This is a genomic window from Niabella aquatica (genome assembly GCF_054779315.1).
Genome location: NZ_BAAGYM010000018.1, coordinates 40,230 through 57,979, shown reverse-complemented (window position 1 = coordinate 57,979; position 17,750 = coordinate 40,230). Strand labels below are relative to the sequence as shown.

8 protein-coding genes and 1 pseudogene are annotated in these 17,750 nt (G+C 42.0%); 2 read left to right on the top strand and 7 right to left on the bottom strand.

Translation table 11 applies throughout. The features are described from left to right. Nucleotides 1-21: 21 nt before the first annotated feature. Nucleotides 22-4,854 (bottom strand): translocation/assembly module TamB domain-containing protein, encoded by a 4,833-nt coding sequence (locus tag ACYVBM_RS15125; protein ID WP_460686522.1) that lies wholly within the window; start codon nucleotides 4,852-4,854, stop codon nucleotides 22-24. A 221-nt stretch (nucleotides 4,855-5,075) separates the two neighbouring features. On the opposite strand from ACYVBM_RS15125, the gene ACYVBM_RS15120 reads away from it, so the two are divergent. Then, nucleotides 5,076-7,889, top strand: coding sequence for a TolB family protein (locus ACYVBM_RS15120; protein ID WP_460686521.1), 2,814 nt, complete (start codon nucleotides 5,076-5,078; stop codon nucleotides 7,887-7,889). A 42-nt stretch (nucleotides 7,890-7,931) separates the two neighbouring features. Here the strand turns inward: ACYVBM_RS15120 and ACYVBM_RS15115 are convergent, their stop codons facing one another. From ACYVBM_RS15115 to ACYVBM_RS15105, 3 genes are all read right to left on the bottom strand, one after another. Further along, entirely contained in the window at nucleotides 7,932-9,617 is a 1,686-nt protein-coding gene (locus ACYVBM_RS15115; protein WP_460686520.1) for a PNGase F N-terminal domain-containing protein, read from the bottom strand. Nucleotides 9,618-9,867: 250 nt separating this feature from the next. Further along, nucleotides 9,868-10,833 (bottom strand): Dyp-type peroxidase, encoded by a 966-nt coding sequence (locus ACYVBM_RS15110; protein WP_460686519.1) that lies wholly within the window; start codon nucleotides 10,831-10,833, stop codon nucleotides 9,868-9,870. A gap of 119 nt (nucleotides 10,834-10,952) precedes the next feature. Further along, entirely contained in the window at nucleotides 10,953-13,598 is a 2,646-nt protein-coding gene (locus ACYVBM_RS15105; RefSeq protein WP_460686518.1) for a valine--tRNA ligase, read from the bottom strand. A gap of 155 nt (nucleotides 13,599-13,753) precedes the next feature. On the opposite strand from ACYVBM_RS15105, the gene ACYVBM_RS15100 reads away from it, so the two are divergent. Then, nucleotides 13,754-14,275 carry a hypothetical protein gene (locus ACYVBM_RS15100; RefSeq protein ID WP_460686517.1) on the top strand — a complete coding sequence of 174 codons (522 nt, stop codon included), beginning with the start codon at nucleotides 13,754-13,756 and terminating at the stop codon, nucleotides 14,273-14,275. A 71-nt stretch (nucleotides 14,276-14,346) separates the two neighbouring features. Here the strand turns inward: ACYVBM_RS15100 and ACYVBM_RS15095 are convergent, their stop codons facing one another. The 3 genes and pseudogenes from ACYVBM_RS15095 to ACYVBM_RS15085 form a co-directional block, all read right to left on the bottom strand. Beyond that, nucleotides 14,347-15,120 carry a succinate dehydrogenase/fumarate reductase iron-sulfur subunit gene (locus ACYVBM_RS15095; protein WP_460686516.1) on the bottom strand — a complete coding sequence of 258 codons (774 nt, stop codon included), beginning with the start codon at nucleotides 15,118-15,120 and terminating at the stop codon, nucleotides 14,347-14,349. Nucleotides 15,121-15,173: 53 nt separating this feature from the next. Further along, nucleotides 15,174-15,551: pseudogene (locus ACYVBM_RS15090) on the bottom strand (four helix bundle protein); the annotation flags it as partial. Between the two features lie 148 nt (nucleotides 15,552-15,699). Beyond that, on the bottom strand, nucleotides 15,700-17,679 hold the full coding sequence (locus ACYVBM_RS15085; RefSeq protein ID WP_460686515.1) for a fumarate reductase/succinate dehydrogenase flavoprotein subunit: 1,980 nt from the start codon (nucleotides 17,677-17,679) through the stop codon (nucleotides 15,700-15,702). Nucleotides 17,680-17,750: the final 71 nt, after the last annotated feature.

Below are 17,750 nucleotides of genomic sequence, written 5' to 3'. Positions count from 1 at the left end.
ACTGCAACTGCGGGTTATAGGCTACTTTTCGGGTACCATTTGAGGTACTGGAAATTCATCTTTTTTATCGGCAGGAACAGGCTGTACCCTGTTGGCAGAATCTGCATATAGCGCAGCATTCCTGCTAACTTCACGTTCTGACCGCCTCCTGGCATTGGTAAATAATTCTTTTAATGTATTAAACTCGCGTTTAAAAGATATACCCCCGCCGGTTCTTTTAAGTGTTTTAGCTGCTCCCGAACTGGATGTTGTAAGATAGTCGAGGTTCTCCCTGTAAAATAAATTGAGCCGGATGCTGCCGCTTGCATTCAGCAGCCACTCGGCCGTAACATCGGGCAGAAACTGTACCGTTTGCTGCAGGGTAGACTGTAAGGGCACTTCGAGCGAACTTCCCAAAGAAATGACAAGCCTGTCTTTGAAGAAAGGCACTAATAGAGAGCCACTTACATTAGCCTGGTTGATATTAAAGTTACCGGTATTAACGCCAAAGACATTACGGTTATAAACCGATCCACTGAAATTCAATCGTACGTTTTGCCCAAATAATGAAGCCAGGGCTGTATTCAGCTTTTTGTTCACCTCGTTAAACAGCAATCCTGATAAACTTGATATCGTGTTATAGGTAAGCTCGTTTACCGCTGCCCCAATACCAATATTGGATACACCTGTCTGAGGCGGGGCAAAACTATTGAACACAATCAGATAAGTAACCTGCCTGGTTACTTCTGTCTGGCTTCTTTCAATTTGCTGTAAGGCATTGGTTACATTAAAATCGTTGTTATACCGGCTGTTAGGATCTAACTGCAACTCAAACTTAAACTCCGGCTTAAAGAGCTGGCCCGTAAGGGCAGCATACACATACACGTTCTCTCTTGTATTGGCATAGCTTTGATCTATATTAATCCCGGCCAGCGGTGCAAAACTTACCCGTTCAGCCTTATACTTTGCCTGTATATTAATGTTGGCTTTTACGGGATCGCCTGTCCAGGATATATAGTTTTCTGTACCTTTAATAATTTCGAAAGGTTTAGGGAAAAACGATTTAAAGGTATAATTATAAGTACCTTCTTCTATGTCCAGCCTTCCCCTTATAGCAAGAGGCTCGGTTGTCCCTGCCTTAATGTTCAGGGCACCATAACCCCGCCCTACTATCTGGTCACCGGTAAGATCATCCATTACAAACTTCATCAGCACTTTGGGGTTGGCCGTTACATCCAGTTCGTAGGACATGTTCGACCCGCTTCCCTGCGTTTCTATAAGGCTGTCTGTTACTTCAACCCCATGTTTTTTCTCTACCAGCCATTCGGGCATTTTACCTGCGTAGCTGTTGGCCGATGCAATCGTAAAGCTGCTTTCTTCTCTATCAGTGGCAATAGCATCGATTTTCATAAAGCTGTTATCTTCCGAACCTACCAGTACAAAAGAACCTGTTGCTTTTACATTGCCATAAAATAATTTATTATCGGCATACGTGGTATGCAGTACCTGTACGGGCCTGTTGTTTCGGGCATCGCGTGTGCCGGGCTTACGTGTAGATACTGTAATATCATAAAACATATCGTCAAAAGCACTATGTAAAATGCTACCGGTTAAATAAACGGGATTCCCTGTAACCGTATCTTCCAGTACTATTCCATTAAGGTTGATCTCATTTTCGCTCAGCTCGATTTCCCTGTTCTGTATCTTATAATAGCATTGGGTAAATTTAACTTTTAAACCGGCATCCTGCAAACGCCCTTTACCGACGACGGTTACTGCATTAAGGGGGCCTTTTACCTGGAAATCGCCTGTAACACTTCCGCTGATATCTGAAAACAAGGTATTGAGAAAGCGGTCTATATACCTGAGGTCAAAATTCTTTGGCTTTAAGGCAATAACATTATTAGCCTGGGTTTCCTGGCTCTTTAAATAAAGTTTAATGTTATAAGCAAGGCTTTTATCGCCCTGGCCAAGGGTGCTGCCATTCACCTGTAACTCCTGCGTTGGCATATCAAACACTATAGTAGCGCCCAGATCCCCTATGGAATCATTATCCAGTCTTATAGCTCTTCCAACAAAATCCCCTGAGCTGATCTTCATGTTTTTACCGGGGTTTTCAACCAGCACATGCGCATCTACCAAACCTTCCAGCCTGTTATGAGGAAGCAGGTAAGGTGCAATATCGCCGATATTTATGCTCTTAAAAGTAATGGCTGCATCATTCCAGCTACCTATGTCAGAAGGCAGGGTTTCGATCTTTATTTCCTGCGTGCTTTCTCTTAATACCAGCAGCCCATGGGCCGGGGCATTGGTTCTAAACTCCAGCTCGCCTTTGTCTTCAATGCTCCAGGCCTTGCCGTTAAGCATAAAGCCCGATGGACTAAATTTTATACGCACACCATTGCTGTAAGTATTTACAACAGCATTCAGGCGTGCTTCATCTACCGACCTGCTATTACCTGAACCTGTTAAAATGCTTACCAGCGACACATCTTCATGTGCCTGTATATTAAAAGTAGCCAGGGGTATCCTCAGGCTGTCTGTTATCCCAATATCTGATACGCTGCCATATAAAGTAAGACTGTCGTAAGTTCCGGCAGCATCAATATCTGTATTGAAGAATTCAAATTGCCTGTATTTAAAATGGGGGACGTTTACATCCAGTGAAAGATTATTATGGGTGGTGTTAATGCTCCCCGAAATACGGCTATTATTAAATCCCGATAAACTGCTATCAATAATGGTGGCAAAAGCTGTAAAATTATAGGTCTTTATATCGAAAGTAAAGAACTGCTCAGGTACTTTAGCAGCCGGTGTTTTTATGTAAGACGGGTAATATCTGCTGAGAAAAGCCAATGCAGAATTAGGCAGATCACGTATATTAAAAACACCATATACATTGGCGCTAAACTCGTTGGACACAATGCTTAAATGCTTCTGCTCCTCTTCGACTGATGAGCTTACAGATAATGAATCAAAAGAAAGCGGCAGCCCATTCCTGGTAAGGGAGGCACCGGCAATAGTAGCGCTGCCTAAAAAGTCGTCAATAGTATTACCTGAAAATTGTGCATTTACCCTGCCGCTGAAAGCAATATTTTCTTTGAACAGTTTGGTATTGTACAAATTCAGCGTATCTACGTTCGCCATGAAATTAAATTCAGGTATTTTCCGGCTCATATCTACGAGGCCATGCATGTTAAGATGGGCATTGGGATCATTGACAATCACCGACCCGTCAAAGATTTTCTTATTTAATTCCCCGTCGAGCGTAATATCCCGGTAGCGATAGTTTTTATAATCAACATATTGTATACGGGCGTCCAGGGCAACATTACCGCTTTGTGGGTTAAAGCCCGCGCCCTTCAAAGTAGCATTAAGGCTTACATACCCTACATTATTATCCTTTATTAAGGGTCCTAAATTAAAATCATGTGTAGAAACGGTTCCTGAATAAATGGGATATGCTGCATTTTTAAGCTTCAGGTTCACATCAGCCTTTATAGTGCCCAATGCTGTTTGCAGGGTGCCAAAGGTTACAAAATCATCTATAAACCCCGCAAAATTGCCTTTGAAATTAACATAGCCCAGCTTACTTAAATCGGGGTTATTTACTTTTCTCAAGGGAGGAATAAAAGCTATGGCATCTGCATATACTGTTTTGAACTCATTAGCTTTTATATCCAGATAGGTGCTGTTTATTTCCGGCAACCCTGTTATGTTAGCATCACCTGCAAAATGGGTGTTATCTCCAGCACGGATATCCAGGTTTTTCCCTATCAAAGAGGAAACAGGGCCTTTAATGTTTCCATTCAGCCTGATCCGCTTTTTCCAGGTCTTCAGATCAGGGGCAAAATAAGCGATATCATCGCTGTTGATCTCCGTATTTTCAAACCGCCCCTCCATTGTAACCTTCTCTACAAAATCGTTCATATCGTCAAAATCGTCGTAACGCATGCTAAAATAGTTAGACAGGCGGCTATCATTGGTTTGAATATCAAGATCTTCAAAGGTCATTTCATGGGGCGTAAATTTAGCCTGGGCAATAAGATGCTTTACCTCGAAACCGCTACGCTCTATCGTACTTAGCCGAATGGAAGCAGTTACCGTATCCATTTCCCATTTTACATTTTTAAAATTGCCGTAAATTTTTGCAAACTCAATATGCTTGCCATCAAAGGCAGCAGGATCTAAGGGCCGTGAGTGGTTATCGCTTTTAAACGTACCGTTTTTGAGTGTAAGCGTATTTACAAATATCTTCCATTTATTACTATTTACATCCAGCGTAGAAGTATCGGTTACCACCGGCTTTGGCACCTTGCTCTTTATGCGGGGCGGCCGGTTGCCTTCATAATCCAGAATCGCAAAATAAGGCTGGTTAATATTAAGTGAGTGAATATCGATGAGCTTCTTTTTAAAATCAACCTTTCGCGAAACGGTATTCAGCGAAGCAAGAGACACCGTCATATCCTGGCCTATCCACCCATCCTGCTGCTTTACCCATATATTTTTCAGATCAATTTCCCGCAAAGCCAGGTTGATCGTATTTTCCTTCTTTTTCGGTGATTCATCAGGACCTGAGAAATAATCTGCCAGAAATTGATGGCGCCATACAGAATCGCTCCTTTGCAGGTGTATATAAGCATCCTGCAATCCAATATACTTCAGTTCAATATTCTTTTTAAAGAAGAACCAATCGGTAATATTCACCGTTATAGCCCCGGCACTTAAAATGGTATCCTGCTGCCTGTCTTTTACCAGTACTCCCTGCAGATCCATTTTATTAAATAATGAAAGCTCTACATGCTTTATGGAAATATGAGCCTTCAGATCTTTAGAAAGATGTGATGTAACTTTATGTACCAGCCAATTCTGCACGGGGGTTATTTGTATAGCAATCCATACAGCCGTCAACAAAATTACTATGGACGCCAGTACAATAAGCGATATTTTTCGAAATTTCTTCAGGAAAGGTTATTAAAAATAATTGTAAAAATAATTTATTACATACCTACTGACAAATTTCGGGAGTATGTAACTGTTAATTTTATATTTTTATAAAAATCATTAAAAGTACCTGTAGTACCCTTCCGTTGCAAATGAAGCTTAGCGTCAGCGTTTTATTGGGGATTGCGTTTTGCCTGTATTTTCCGGTGCGGGTAACAGGACAGCAATTTGGGGGAAACAGGCCTTCTATCCAATGGCTGCAGATCGACTCAGATACAGCCCGGATCATATTTCCTGAAGGACTGGATTCCATAGCCCGTAAAGTAGCAGGATATGTAAACAGACTGGCAGGTCAAAAGCGCTTTAGTTTAGGGAATAAGCTTAACAAAATTGAGATCATGCTGCAAAACCAGCCGGTCATTACTAATGGGTATGTAAGCCAGGGGCCTTTCCGCAGCGAATTTTATATCACTCCCTCTGCTGATAATTACGATCCCAGTAGTCTTTCGTGGCCCACACAATTAACTGTTCATGAGTATCGGCACGTGCAGCAATACAATAATTTTAACAATGGCGTAAGCGCTGTAATGAAAAAATTATTCGGGCAGGAAGGTTATGCGCTGGCTATAAATGCTGCTGTGCCTAACTGGTTTTTTGAGGGAGATGCTGTTTTCAGCGAAACAGCTTTAGCCCCACACGGGCGGGGCACATTGCCTTTTTTTTTAAAAGCTTACCCGGCCTTATGGCAGTCCGGCAAAAAATACAGCTGGATGAAACTAAGGAACGGATCATTGAAAGACTATGTTCCCAACCATTACGACCTGGGATATCTTTTAGTTAATTACGGCGTGAATAAGTATCGTTACGATTTCTGGCGGAAAGTAACCCACGATGCAAGCGCCTATAAAGGATTATTTTACCCTATGCAGCAGGCAGTAAAGAGGCATTCAGGGGTGAATTATAAAATTTTCAGGGATAGCGCCTTTAATTATTACAGGAACATTTACAACCTGCACACGCCGCAACAGCAAGCAGACTCCAGTAATGTTTTCCCGGTTAATAAACGAACCGTTACCAATTACTTTTATCCTTACCAGGTATCCAAACAAAACTTATTATACCTTAAATCATCTTACAACCAACGCCCTGCTTTTTATATAAAAACACTGGGCGGGGAAAAAAGGATCAGGTTCAGGGATATCAGCATTGATGAGCAATATGGCTACAATAACGGCAAGATTGTATATGCTGCCTATGAATCTCATCCCAGGTGGAGGTGGACCAGCTACAGTGTGATCAAATTGCTGGATATAAATACCGGTAAACAAAAACGCCTCAGTTCTAAAACCCGGTATTTCACACCCGATATCTCGCCAGACGGGAAAACCGTGGCAGCCAGCCATGTGGCACTGAACGGAAAATCCAGCCTGGTTCTTTTACGCGCAGACAACGGGAAAGTGATTAAAGAAATCAGAAAAGAAACCGTGGCTTATTTCTCAAGCCCCAAAATAACCGATGATTCCACGGTTATAACCGTGCTGCGCAATAAAGATGCTACCACTAATATCGCCAAAATCAATATATATACCGGAGATATTGAAAACCTGACGCCACCGTCGTTTACAATAATCGGTGCTATTTATGTAAAGGCAGATAAAGTATATTTCAGCGCATCCCAACATTTAAAAGATGAGCTTTTTTATTATGATATCAGAAATAAACGCCTGTTTCATATGAAAACATCAGGTGTTGGCAGCTATTTTGTCAACAATGATTTTGATAAAACAACATGGGGCATTTTCACGGCCGATGGTTACCAGTTACAGCAGGCCGGCTCCGGCTTTGCAGACTGGCGGCCTTACCCCATGCAGCAATTGATACAGTCTAAAACCGGGGTTATTGCCGATAGCTTAGTTACTAAAGAAAATATTATTAATACCCCGTCCGGGATGTATAAAGTAAAATCTTACTCAAAACTAACGCATCCCGTGAACTTCCATAGCTGGCGGCCTAATTATTCCGATCCTGAATTCAGCTTTACCCTTTACGGAAATAACATTTTGAATACCACTGAAACACAGCTCTATTATATTTATAATGAGAATGATAAAACCCATACCGCAGGCGGCAACATGGTATACGGCGGGCTTTTCCCTTATATCACCGTTGGCTCTGAATATACTTTCAACCGCAAGTCAGTTATATCACAAAAAATTAAGGAGTGGAACGAATGGAATAGCTATGTGGGCATAAACATTCCTTTAAGCTGGACTGGCAACCGGACTTATCAATCATTTAACATAGGCAGCAATTATTTTTATCGTACTGATTTTAATAAAGGGCCCGATAAAAATAATTTTAATACCCTGAAATTCAGCTACCTGACGCATCGCATTAGCTGGGCGCAACAGGTGCAGGCCATGACCCAGGATATTTATCCGAGATTGGGGTATAGTGCCAATGCACAGTTCAGACATGCATTAAACTATAATAAAATCTGGCAAAGCTATGCAGGGCTTAATGTATACCTGCCCGGCATATTCCCGGCACATAGCGTGGTACTGAACGGCGCGTTCCAGTATTCAGGGAATTCTGATCGTGTATTTGGCAACCGTACAGCATTTGCAAGAGGTTATGCAGCAAGAGATTCTGCCGGTGTATATACGGCAAGAGCTAATTATCATTTTCCGGTTGCTTATCCTGATTGGGGGTTTGCCAATATCTTTTACCTGCAGCGGGTAAGGGGTAATTTATTTTATGATTATGTTGTGGCATCTAATAAAAAAGCCACAGAGAAAACGGCCTTGCAAAGCGCCGGTGCTGAAGTTTATTTTGATACGAAATGGTGGAACCAGCACCCGCTAACGTTGGGTTTCAGGGCAGGCTATTTGCTTACTCCCTTACCCGGCGATCAGCGCAAACTGTTCTTTGAATTTTTATTACCTACAGGTCTGATACCGAGGTAGTATTTTGGGGGTATCCATACCGAATCATTACTTGTAAGCATCTTAATCGCCCACCAGCACCCCGCTTACATTCCAGGCACTAAAGCTGCTGCCTTCGGGTTTGCCCTGCGGAATTTTCACTTGTATGGTATGCTTACCGGCCGAGAGGTTTCCTAGACTGATAATATAAGGATTGGTAACCGTACCCGGACACCAGTTAGACCGGCTCAGATCCGAAGAGGATAGCCCGGTTGAAAAATTACCGGATGCAGGATTATATAAGCGATACGAACCGCAATCCTCACGCCAGGGAACCATGCCCCAAACTTCTTTTCCATCAAGCAGAATGGTATTTTGCTTTGGCACAAACTCATCGCCGTTTCCCCATCCGCCATGACCTGTTGTAGTATATCTTAGCACTGCGTTATTAACAGGTTCTTTCAGCTCAAAATCAGCCACCAAACCTTTATCATTGTCAAACATAGTGGCATATTCCTGCCCCGCCATTTCCATTATATTAAGCGTATTGAAAAGAGGCACTACTTTTCCGGGGGCCTGGCTATCATCCTCATGCAATGTAATATTTGCGGTGATTTTATGACCTCCTTTATCATAGTTACCTATAAAAACACCGATATACACATCTTTGCCATCCAGGAGGGGGCTATACGCGCTGATATCCTGGCGGTAATACACAGCATCTTCCCATTCTTTACCCTTAAGCCGGAGATAATTAAACTGTTTCACCCCGAACGGCGTAAAGAAACGCATCAGTTCGACAGGCGGGTCATAATTATTACCAACTACTACACCCTGGTACTTTTTACCATTTCCGTTTTCATAAACAGGCAATGTATTTGCTCCATTTTTCAATCCGTGCAAAAAGGATATTTCTTTACCAGCAGGAATTAAGAATACCGTACCGGTGCGATCGTAAGCATCACCATTGGACTGTTCTTTAAGATCAAGAAAAATGCTTTTGCCTTTTCCAAATTCCGGGAACTGCACTTTCTTTACAACAACGGTACCGTTGGCAAAACGCATTATACCCGGTGTTGCCGCAGCACTATCGCTGAAATGAACGATCTGATCTGTAAATAACGGGATAGTAGTAAAGCGGCTTTGCCAGATCTCATCGCGATAGCTTAGCAGATCCAGCACCGCAGGTTGGGCCACAGCCCAATGATGCGGCATTTCAAAATTCACTTTCCGAACCGCATCTGCTGTAAGGCTAAAATTACCGTTGCGTACCATTTGAAGCACCAATCCAAGATCTTGTCCCAGTATCGTAGGTGCGCCCTTTACATTCAGCGCAGTAGTATACCAAAGTTCAATGGTATTTGAATTCACAACTGTTTTGGCTTTCCGGCATTCATAACCTAATATTTTTTTCTGTTCATCCAAAAATTCAAATTGCTGTTTTTTGACAGAAGTAGAATCTGTAGCGCTTATAACCTTACTATCTTTTAAAAAAGCATATAAGATCTGATACAAAGTTTTGTGATCTGCAATAAAAAGCTCCGAAGGAAGTGTCCCTTCATTTTTGAAATCTTTTTCTGTAGTCACTATTGTTTGCTTATTATTAGCAAAAACCAGAATCTTATTCTCTCCTGCCCTTGTTTTACCATTACTGGCAGCCGTGTAAGCAATGCGATAGGTATCTGCGTCTTTTGTAAAGGGAATCTGCGCTGCTGCATTCAACCAATTACCCAATACCACAAAAAGCAAAAAGAACCTCGTAGAATTCATGATCAGTATCGTTTAAGTTTTTTAAAGAATTTTTCACCAGATATAATGTGAGTAGCATTAAAAACGTCAACCTCATTCCGTATTAAATCTTTGAACGCATGCAGGTGCTTTTGCCATACATTTTTATTATAATTTTTATCGCAAGGAGGCGACAGCATAGTGGATAAAGAGTGCGGACGCTTCCTCCAGCCAATATAGAGGCTACAGCATACAACTGTGAAGATATCCGTATAGCGCAATAATACAATGTTTAATCTTCATCTTTCGGATTTATACCCACAGCCCGCATATCTGTAATACTCGGAATAAAATAACTGGCAGAAGATACTGCTGTGGAATAATCCAGTAAGCGGTCCGTTTTATTAATGCCATCCGGGCCTACCCCATACATTTGTTTTAACATTCCCAGGGTAACATCTATATTATTGCTTAACCCTACAAAAATAACGCCCGCCTCTTTGAGCGATGCGAAATAAGCATTTCTTCTTACAATATCAACGGTATTACCTGCTGCATCATAAAACTGGTTTCTCGCTACATGAGAAGTGTCTGACTGAGGCGAAAGCTCATGGCTGCCTAATTTGGTGCGTCCGTACACTTTTTCTGCTTCACCCACTTTCAGCTTTTTCATTTCATCAATTTGTACGATCCATTTTTGCACAAGCAATGTAGTACCGCCCGCGCCCGGCTGCCCATCAGGGATCAATGTTACATCGTTCGATCGAAAAATATTCGGGTTACCTACACCGTCTGCAAACCCGTCAAAAGTAACATTGTTGTGATAGGTAAAGCAGCTTTGTTCACTTTCCAAAGTAGCGTAAGGCGCTAATATCGCAAGAATTTTCTGCTGGGCATCGAACAATGTTGATTGATCGTGCTGGTTCACCCATATCCAGAAATCCAATTGTGCAGCAGGCGCTTTCATACCATTTATACCTACAATATCTTCTGTAAAAGAATGCAGATTTTCAGGAACGCCACCATGACCAAACTCCCTCCAGAATTCGGGCCTGAAGCCAATTACCAGAGAACCTGTGCCAGCCCCATATTCATGACTTTCATACAATGTAGGGTCGCCAATACCAAGTACATCACTATTCCATATATTTCCCAGATCATGAAAAAAGATTTCAGGGTGCAGGTTCTCTTTAAATCTGAACTGCATATGCGATTCACTGACGGAATTAGTTTGTAAAAACGGCTGTGGGATTTTCACGAAATGAATTTAATTATATAAATGCTAAAAGCAAAATGCACCAAGCTAAAAATTATTATTTAATACAATAGTTCAACGTGAGAAATGATAACAGGTTGTACCACTGCAAATGAATGACCTCATAACCCAGCCAACGCTTCTCTCAATGCATGGATCTTCTCTTCAGCGTCTGCCTTTTTCTTGCGCTCATTTTCTACCACTTCGGGTTTTGCATTTTGCACAAAACGTTCGTTGCCCAGTTTTTTTTCAACTGACGCCAGGAATCCTTCAAAATAAACAATATCTTTCTGCAACTGCTCTTTTTGTGCCGAGGTATCTACTGCTGTTTTTGTTTCAATATAAAGCTTATCTTTTTGTATCAATACATTGATACATTTGTCAACTGCATTATCAGTAAAAGCGATAGCATCTGTATTGATCTGCTTTTGTAAGATGTTTAATAACGGTTCATAACCGGCTTTATGCTCCGACTGGATATATAAGGATATAGCCTCTTTGTTCTTAATATTATTCTTTACCCTCGCGTCCCGTACAGCGCTTATTACGTTTTTCAATATTTCACCCTGTGCTATGATAGCACGGTCTACATTACCTATCGCATTAAACTGCTTTACAGAAAGATCATCTTCCTGTTCTTTTAACAGGTGATAAATTTCTTCTGTGATAAAAGGCATATAAGGATGCAGCAATTGCAGCAGCTCTTCAAAGAAGCCAATAGTGGCCTGCAGCTTAGCGTTAATAGTAGCACTGCCAAATTCAGGCTTTTGCCATTCGAGGTACCAGCTGCAGAAATCATCCCATATTAAAGAATAAATCGTTTTAAGCGCTTCGCTTAGCTTAAATTCTTTAAACAGTTTTTCTACCTCCGCTTTGGCCTCATCAATACGGTTGCGCATCCATTTAGCAGCAAAATCATTGTCTGCCGGTTTTTCATCATTAATAATACCATTCGGATTTTCCTCCCACATTTTCACCAGCTTCAGCGCATTCCATATTTTATTATTGAAATTACGGCCCTGCTCCAGGGAAGCTTCATCAAACAGCAGGTCATTTCCAGCAGGTGCTGCGATCATAATCCCGAATCGCACGGCATCTGCACCATATTTGTCAATCAGCTCTAACAGATCGGGGGAATTACCTAAAGACTTAGACATTTTCCTGCCCAGCTTATCGCGCACCATCCCAGTAAAGTACACATCCTTAAAAGGGATTTCTTTTTCATATTCCAGCCCTGCCATCACCATACGTGCTACCCAGAAGAAAATAATATCCTGTCCCGTAACGAGTACCGATGTCGGGTAATAATATTTCAGCTCTTCATTGCCGGGCGCTGTAATACCCTTAAAAACCTGTGTTGGCCATAACCAGGAAGAAAACCAGGTATCCAGAACATCGTCATCCTGCTTAAGCGTAAAGGCAGAAGGCTCAAGGCTGTTATTGCCTTCGGCTTTTAGCTTTTCGTTTTTGGCTTCTTCTTCACTCTCTGCTACATAAACATTGCCCGCATCATCATACCACGCGGGAATCTGCTGCCCCCACCATAACTGCCGGCTGATGCACCAATCTTTTACATTTTCCAGCCAGTGCTTATAAGTGGCCAAAAACCTGTCGCCGGGATGTATTTTAATATCGCCCTCCACAACAGCTTTTAATGCAGGCCCTGACAACTCCTGCATCTTTAAAAACCACTGGGTTGAAATTTTAGGTTCTACTACGGCATGGCTTCTTTGGGAAAAACCATTTTTGTTGGTAATATCTTCCGTTTTCACCAGGTTACCGGAGGCTTCTAAATCAGCAGCTATTTTTTTACGCACCTCAAAGCGGTCTTCACCAATATATAATTGTGCCGCTTTGCTTAACGTACCGTCATCGTTCAATGTATCAATTACTTCGAGGTTATATTTCAGCCCGAGATTGTAGTCATTAATATCGTGGGCCGGCGTAATTTTCAGCGCGCCGGTACCAAAATCCATATCTACATATTCATCAAAAATAATAGGGATACGGCGGTTGATAAGCGGTACAAAAGCGTACGCTCCTTTCAGGTATTGATAGCGTTCATCATTCGGATTAACACAAATAGCCGTATCACCTAAAATGGTTTCAGGACGGGTGGTAGCAATAGTGATATATCCATCTGAGGTTTTATCGTCTAGTTTATATCGTACATAATATAATTTACTCTGCATCTCCCGGTATTCTACTTCTTCATCGCTCAATGCCGTTTTAGCCACCGGGTCCCAGTTAATCATACGGGCACCGCGATAGATCAGCCCCTTTTTGTATAAATCAACAAAAACTTTAATTACCGCTTTATAGTAATCATCATCCATTGTAAACGTTACACGATTCCAGTCTACACTACAACCCAAACGCACAATCTGGTTATAAATAATACCGCCGTATTTCTCTTTCCACTCAAAGGCGTATTTCAAAAATTCTTCACGGGTAAGGGTGTTTTTGTCAATACCTTTTTCGTGTAGCATTTGCACCACTTTTGCTTCGGTAGCAATGGACGCATGGTCGCTGCCCGGCACCCAGCAGGCGTTAAAGCCGCTCATACGGGCACGGCGTACCAAAATATCCTGTACCGTTTCGTTAAGGGTATGGCCCATATGCAGCACACCGGTTACATTGGGTGGCGGTATCACTACTGTAAAAGGAGGCCTTTCATCGGGTACGCTGCTGAAATATTGTTTATCCTTCCAAAACTGGTTCCACTTAATTTCTACGCCCTTCGGCTCAAAGTTTTTTGACAATTCCATAAGGGTGCAAAATTACTGCTTTTAAGGATTGAATAGAATTATCAGTTACAAAAGCGCTGAACCAATAAACCCTGAGAAGTGTCAAAGTTCTATATACCTTCGCCTGCACAATTTTCGATACCTTTACAAGGTTACTTATGTATAAAAACAGCTCCATGAAAAAAATCATCGTAATTTCATTATTACTGCTGGCAGCGTATTCTTTTTCCTTTGGGCAAACCATTTTGGTACCTCAACCGCTGCAGGCAAAAGTTGAAAACAATCAATTAAATGTAACCTGGCAGGTTCGTGAGGAAACCGATATTGATCATTACGATATACTGCTTAGTAAAGACGGGACTAATTTTAAAAGCATAGGTGCTGTAAAATCCCATGGTATGCAGGAAAACAATACCGGTTTGCTAAGCTATATCTTTCATATTGATTTTGGGGTCGCTACAAACACACTCGGCTACATTGGGTTCATAGGCTTATTGTCTTTTGGCTTTTCTCCTAAACGCAAGTGGTTCATGCTCCTATCAGCCATGGTCCTGCTATTCATGATCACCTCCTGCAAACGCGATAAGGATATAGCCAGCGAGAACAAAACCTACTTTCTGCAAATTAAGCAGGTAGCAAAAAACAATACTGCCCTATATAGCCATATAGTTAAAATCAGCAATAAAGAAGGACAATAGTTCCACTTCCCTCATTAAAAAAGCCACCGGTTATACCGGCGGCTTCTGTTATATTCATCTATTGCAAATGATCATTCTTTGTGCGTATCGGAAGCCAATGCAGCGCCGGCGTAGTCCCTGTTCAGACGTGCTATATTGGTAATTTCAATCTCTTTAGGACAAACTGCTTCACAGGCGCCGGTGTTAGTACAGCTGCCAAAACCTTCTTTATCCATTTGAGCTACCATTGCGATAGCGCGTTTGTTTCTTTCGGGCTGCCCCTGAGGCAACAATGCCAGGTGCGATACCTTGGCAGAGAGAAATAATAATGCTGATGAATTTTTACAAGCTGCCACACAGGCCCCGCATCCAATACAGGCTGCCGCCGCAAAAGATTTATCGGCCATTTCTTTACCAACCATGTGTGTGTTGGCATCGATGGTAACGCCGGTATTTACAGAAATATAGCCACCCGCCTGTATAATACGGTCAAAAGCTGTGCGGTCTACGACCAGGTCTTTCACTACAGGAAATGCCTTGGCGCGCCAGGGTTCTACCACTATAGTATCTCCATCCTTAAAAGCACGCATGTGCAACTGGCAGGTTGTTGTACCATGCCAGGGCCCGTGCGGACGGCCATTAATATACATGGAACACATACCACAAATTCCTTCGCGGCAATCATGATCAAAAGCAATGGGTTCTTTGCCTTCATGTATTAATTGCTCATTCAACACATCAAACATCTCCAGAAAAGACATCTCTGAAGAAATATTTTTTACCTGGTAGGTTTCAAAACTACCCCGGCTTTTTGCATCTTTTTGTTTCCACACTTTTAAAGTGAGGTTCATTTCATAATGTTCCATATTATTCTAATGTAAATATGATAATGTGATAAATGTGGAAATGCGACAATGTATCACATACCCAACAATAACGTTTTTATTTTTACAGACAGAAACGTTGGAGCAGATATTATACCCAACAGTAATCTTGCGCTAAATGTGCCTTTACTTGAAATTATTATTTTTGATATAATTCTTATCAACTCTTCTGCCATTTCTTTTAAAGAACTATTTACAGGATAATTTTCACTTCGTTCACAAATCAAAAGCCAATACAATGTTTTGTTGGCTTCTTTGATTGCTATTTTCATTTTATGAACAAAGTCTGCCCTGCTTTCCGCGTGTTGCGATTCAAATACATTAGCGCCAACCGATGTACCACTGCGTAATAATTGTTTGGCAACAACATACTTCTTTTTGTCTTCCAATAACTCACAGAACCTTACAATTTCAACCCCAAAGTCTAATCACTTCTCAACAATGATGTTTTTCTGTTCCATATATGTGAACATTTAAGTGATAGGATACAATATCTATCTACTCTTATTCTCATTTCCACATTCTCACATTTTCTCATTCCCACATTTCCTTCCGCTCTCTCTATTTATAGTTTCGCTGGCTGGGTTGAATCACCTCGTAGTTAAGCGATTCTTTATTCAACTCCCAATTGCTTTCGCCGTTATATTGCCAGGCTGCTACATACATAAACTCATTATCATTTCTTAAGGCTTCTCCTTCTGCGGTCTGGCTTTCTTCACGGAAGTGTCCTCCGCAACTTTCTCTGCGCTCCAAGGCATCTTTACACATCAGTTCTCCCAGTTCAAGAAAATCTGCCACACGATTGGCTTTATCCAGTTCGGGGTTCATTTCATGAATACTTCCGGGAATGCGCACATTTTTCCAGAACTCTTTTCGCAGTTCCTGTATTTCTTTTACAGCTTCTTTTAACCCCTGCTCATTACGTGCCATACCACATTTTTCCCACATAATTTTCCCCAGGCGCTTATGGAAACTTTCAACCGATTGGGTGCCTTTAATATTCATTAATTGATTAATGCGCTCATTTACTGCTGCCTCTGCTTCCACAAAGGCCGTGTCATTTGTAGGTATTGGCTTAACAGCTATTTCATCTGCGAGGTAATTACCAATAGTATAGGGGATTACGAAATAACCATCTGCCAGGCCCTGCATCAAAGCAGAAGCACCCAGGCGGTTGGCGCCGTGGTCGCTAAAATTAGCTTCTCCCAGGCAATACAAGCCTTTTACTGTTGTCATCAGTTCATAATCTACCCAAAGTCCGCCCATAGTATAGTGCACTGCGGGATAAATACGCATCGGTACTTCGTAAGGATTTTCCCCGGTTATTTTTTCATACATATCGAAAAGATTACCGTATTCCTCTTTCACCACTTCTTTACCCAGGCGTATCAAAGTTTCCTGATCAGGATTCTGAATACCTAATTTATTGGCTTCTGTTTTCCCGTATTTATTAATCAGGTTGAATTTAAAATCCAGGTACACTGCCTGTTTGGTAGTTCCTACACCATAGCCGGCGTCGCATCTTTCTTTAGCAGCCCGGCTTGCCACGTCGCGCGGTACCAGGTTACCAAAAGCGGGGTATCTCCTTTCAAGGAAATAGTCTCTTTCTTCTTCGGGAATATCGTTGGCCTTGCGTGTTTCATTCATATTTTTAGGCACCCAGATACGGCCATCATTCCTTAAGGACTCTGACATCAGCGTCAGCTTACTCTGGTGATCTCCCGATACAGGAATACAGGTTGGATGAATTTGCGTAAAGCAGGGATTAGCGAAATAAGCCCCTTTTTTGTGTGCTTTCCATGCAGCCGTTACATTGCTACCCATAGCATTGGTAGAAAGATAAAATACGTTCCCGTAACCACCCGTACAAAGCAGTACGGCATGTCCAAAGTACCTTTCCAGCTGGCCGGTAACCAGGTTACGTGCAATGATCCCGCGGGCTTTTCCATCAATCACTACAACATCGAGCATTTCATGACGGTTATACTGTTGTACATTGCCCAATGCCACCTGCCTTTCCAAAGCCTGATATGCCCCTATCAGCAACTGCTGGCCGGTTTGACCTGCAGCATAAAAAGTTCTTTTTACCTGTGTACCCCCAAAAGACCGGTTGTTCAGCAAACCACCGTATTCCCGTGCAAAAGGAACACCTTGCGCTACACATTGGTCTATAATATTGGTACTTACCTCGGCCAGCCGATGCACATTGGCTTCGCGCGCCCGGTAGTCGCCCCCTTTAATAGTATCGTAAAACAGGCGGAATACGGAATCTCCATCGTTTTGATAGTTCTTCGCCGCATTAATACCTCCCTGCGCAGCAATAGAGTGCGCTCTGCGCGGAGAATCCTGGAAGCAAAAAGCCTTTACCCTGTACCCCAGTTCTGCTAAAGAGGCCGCTGCCGAGGCACCTGCCAAGCCGGTACCCACAACAATTATTTCCAGCTTTCTTTTATTAGCAGGGTTTACCAATTTACAATGGCCTTTATAATCATTCCATTTTTCTTCCAGTTTACCCGCAGGTATTTTTGAATCGAGCATCATTCAATTTGAGATTTGAGATTTCTGATTTGAGATATATGCCTCAAAAATTTATATTTTCTTCTGTTTCATTA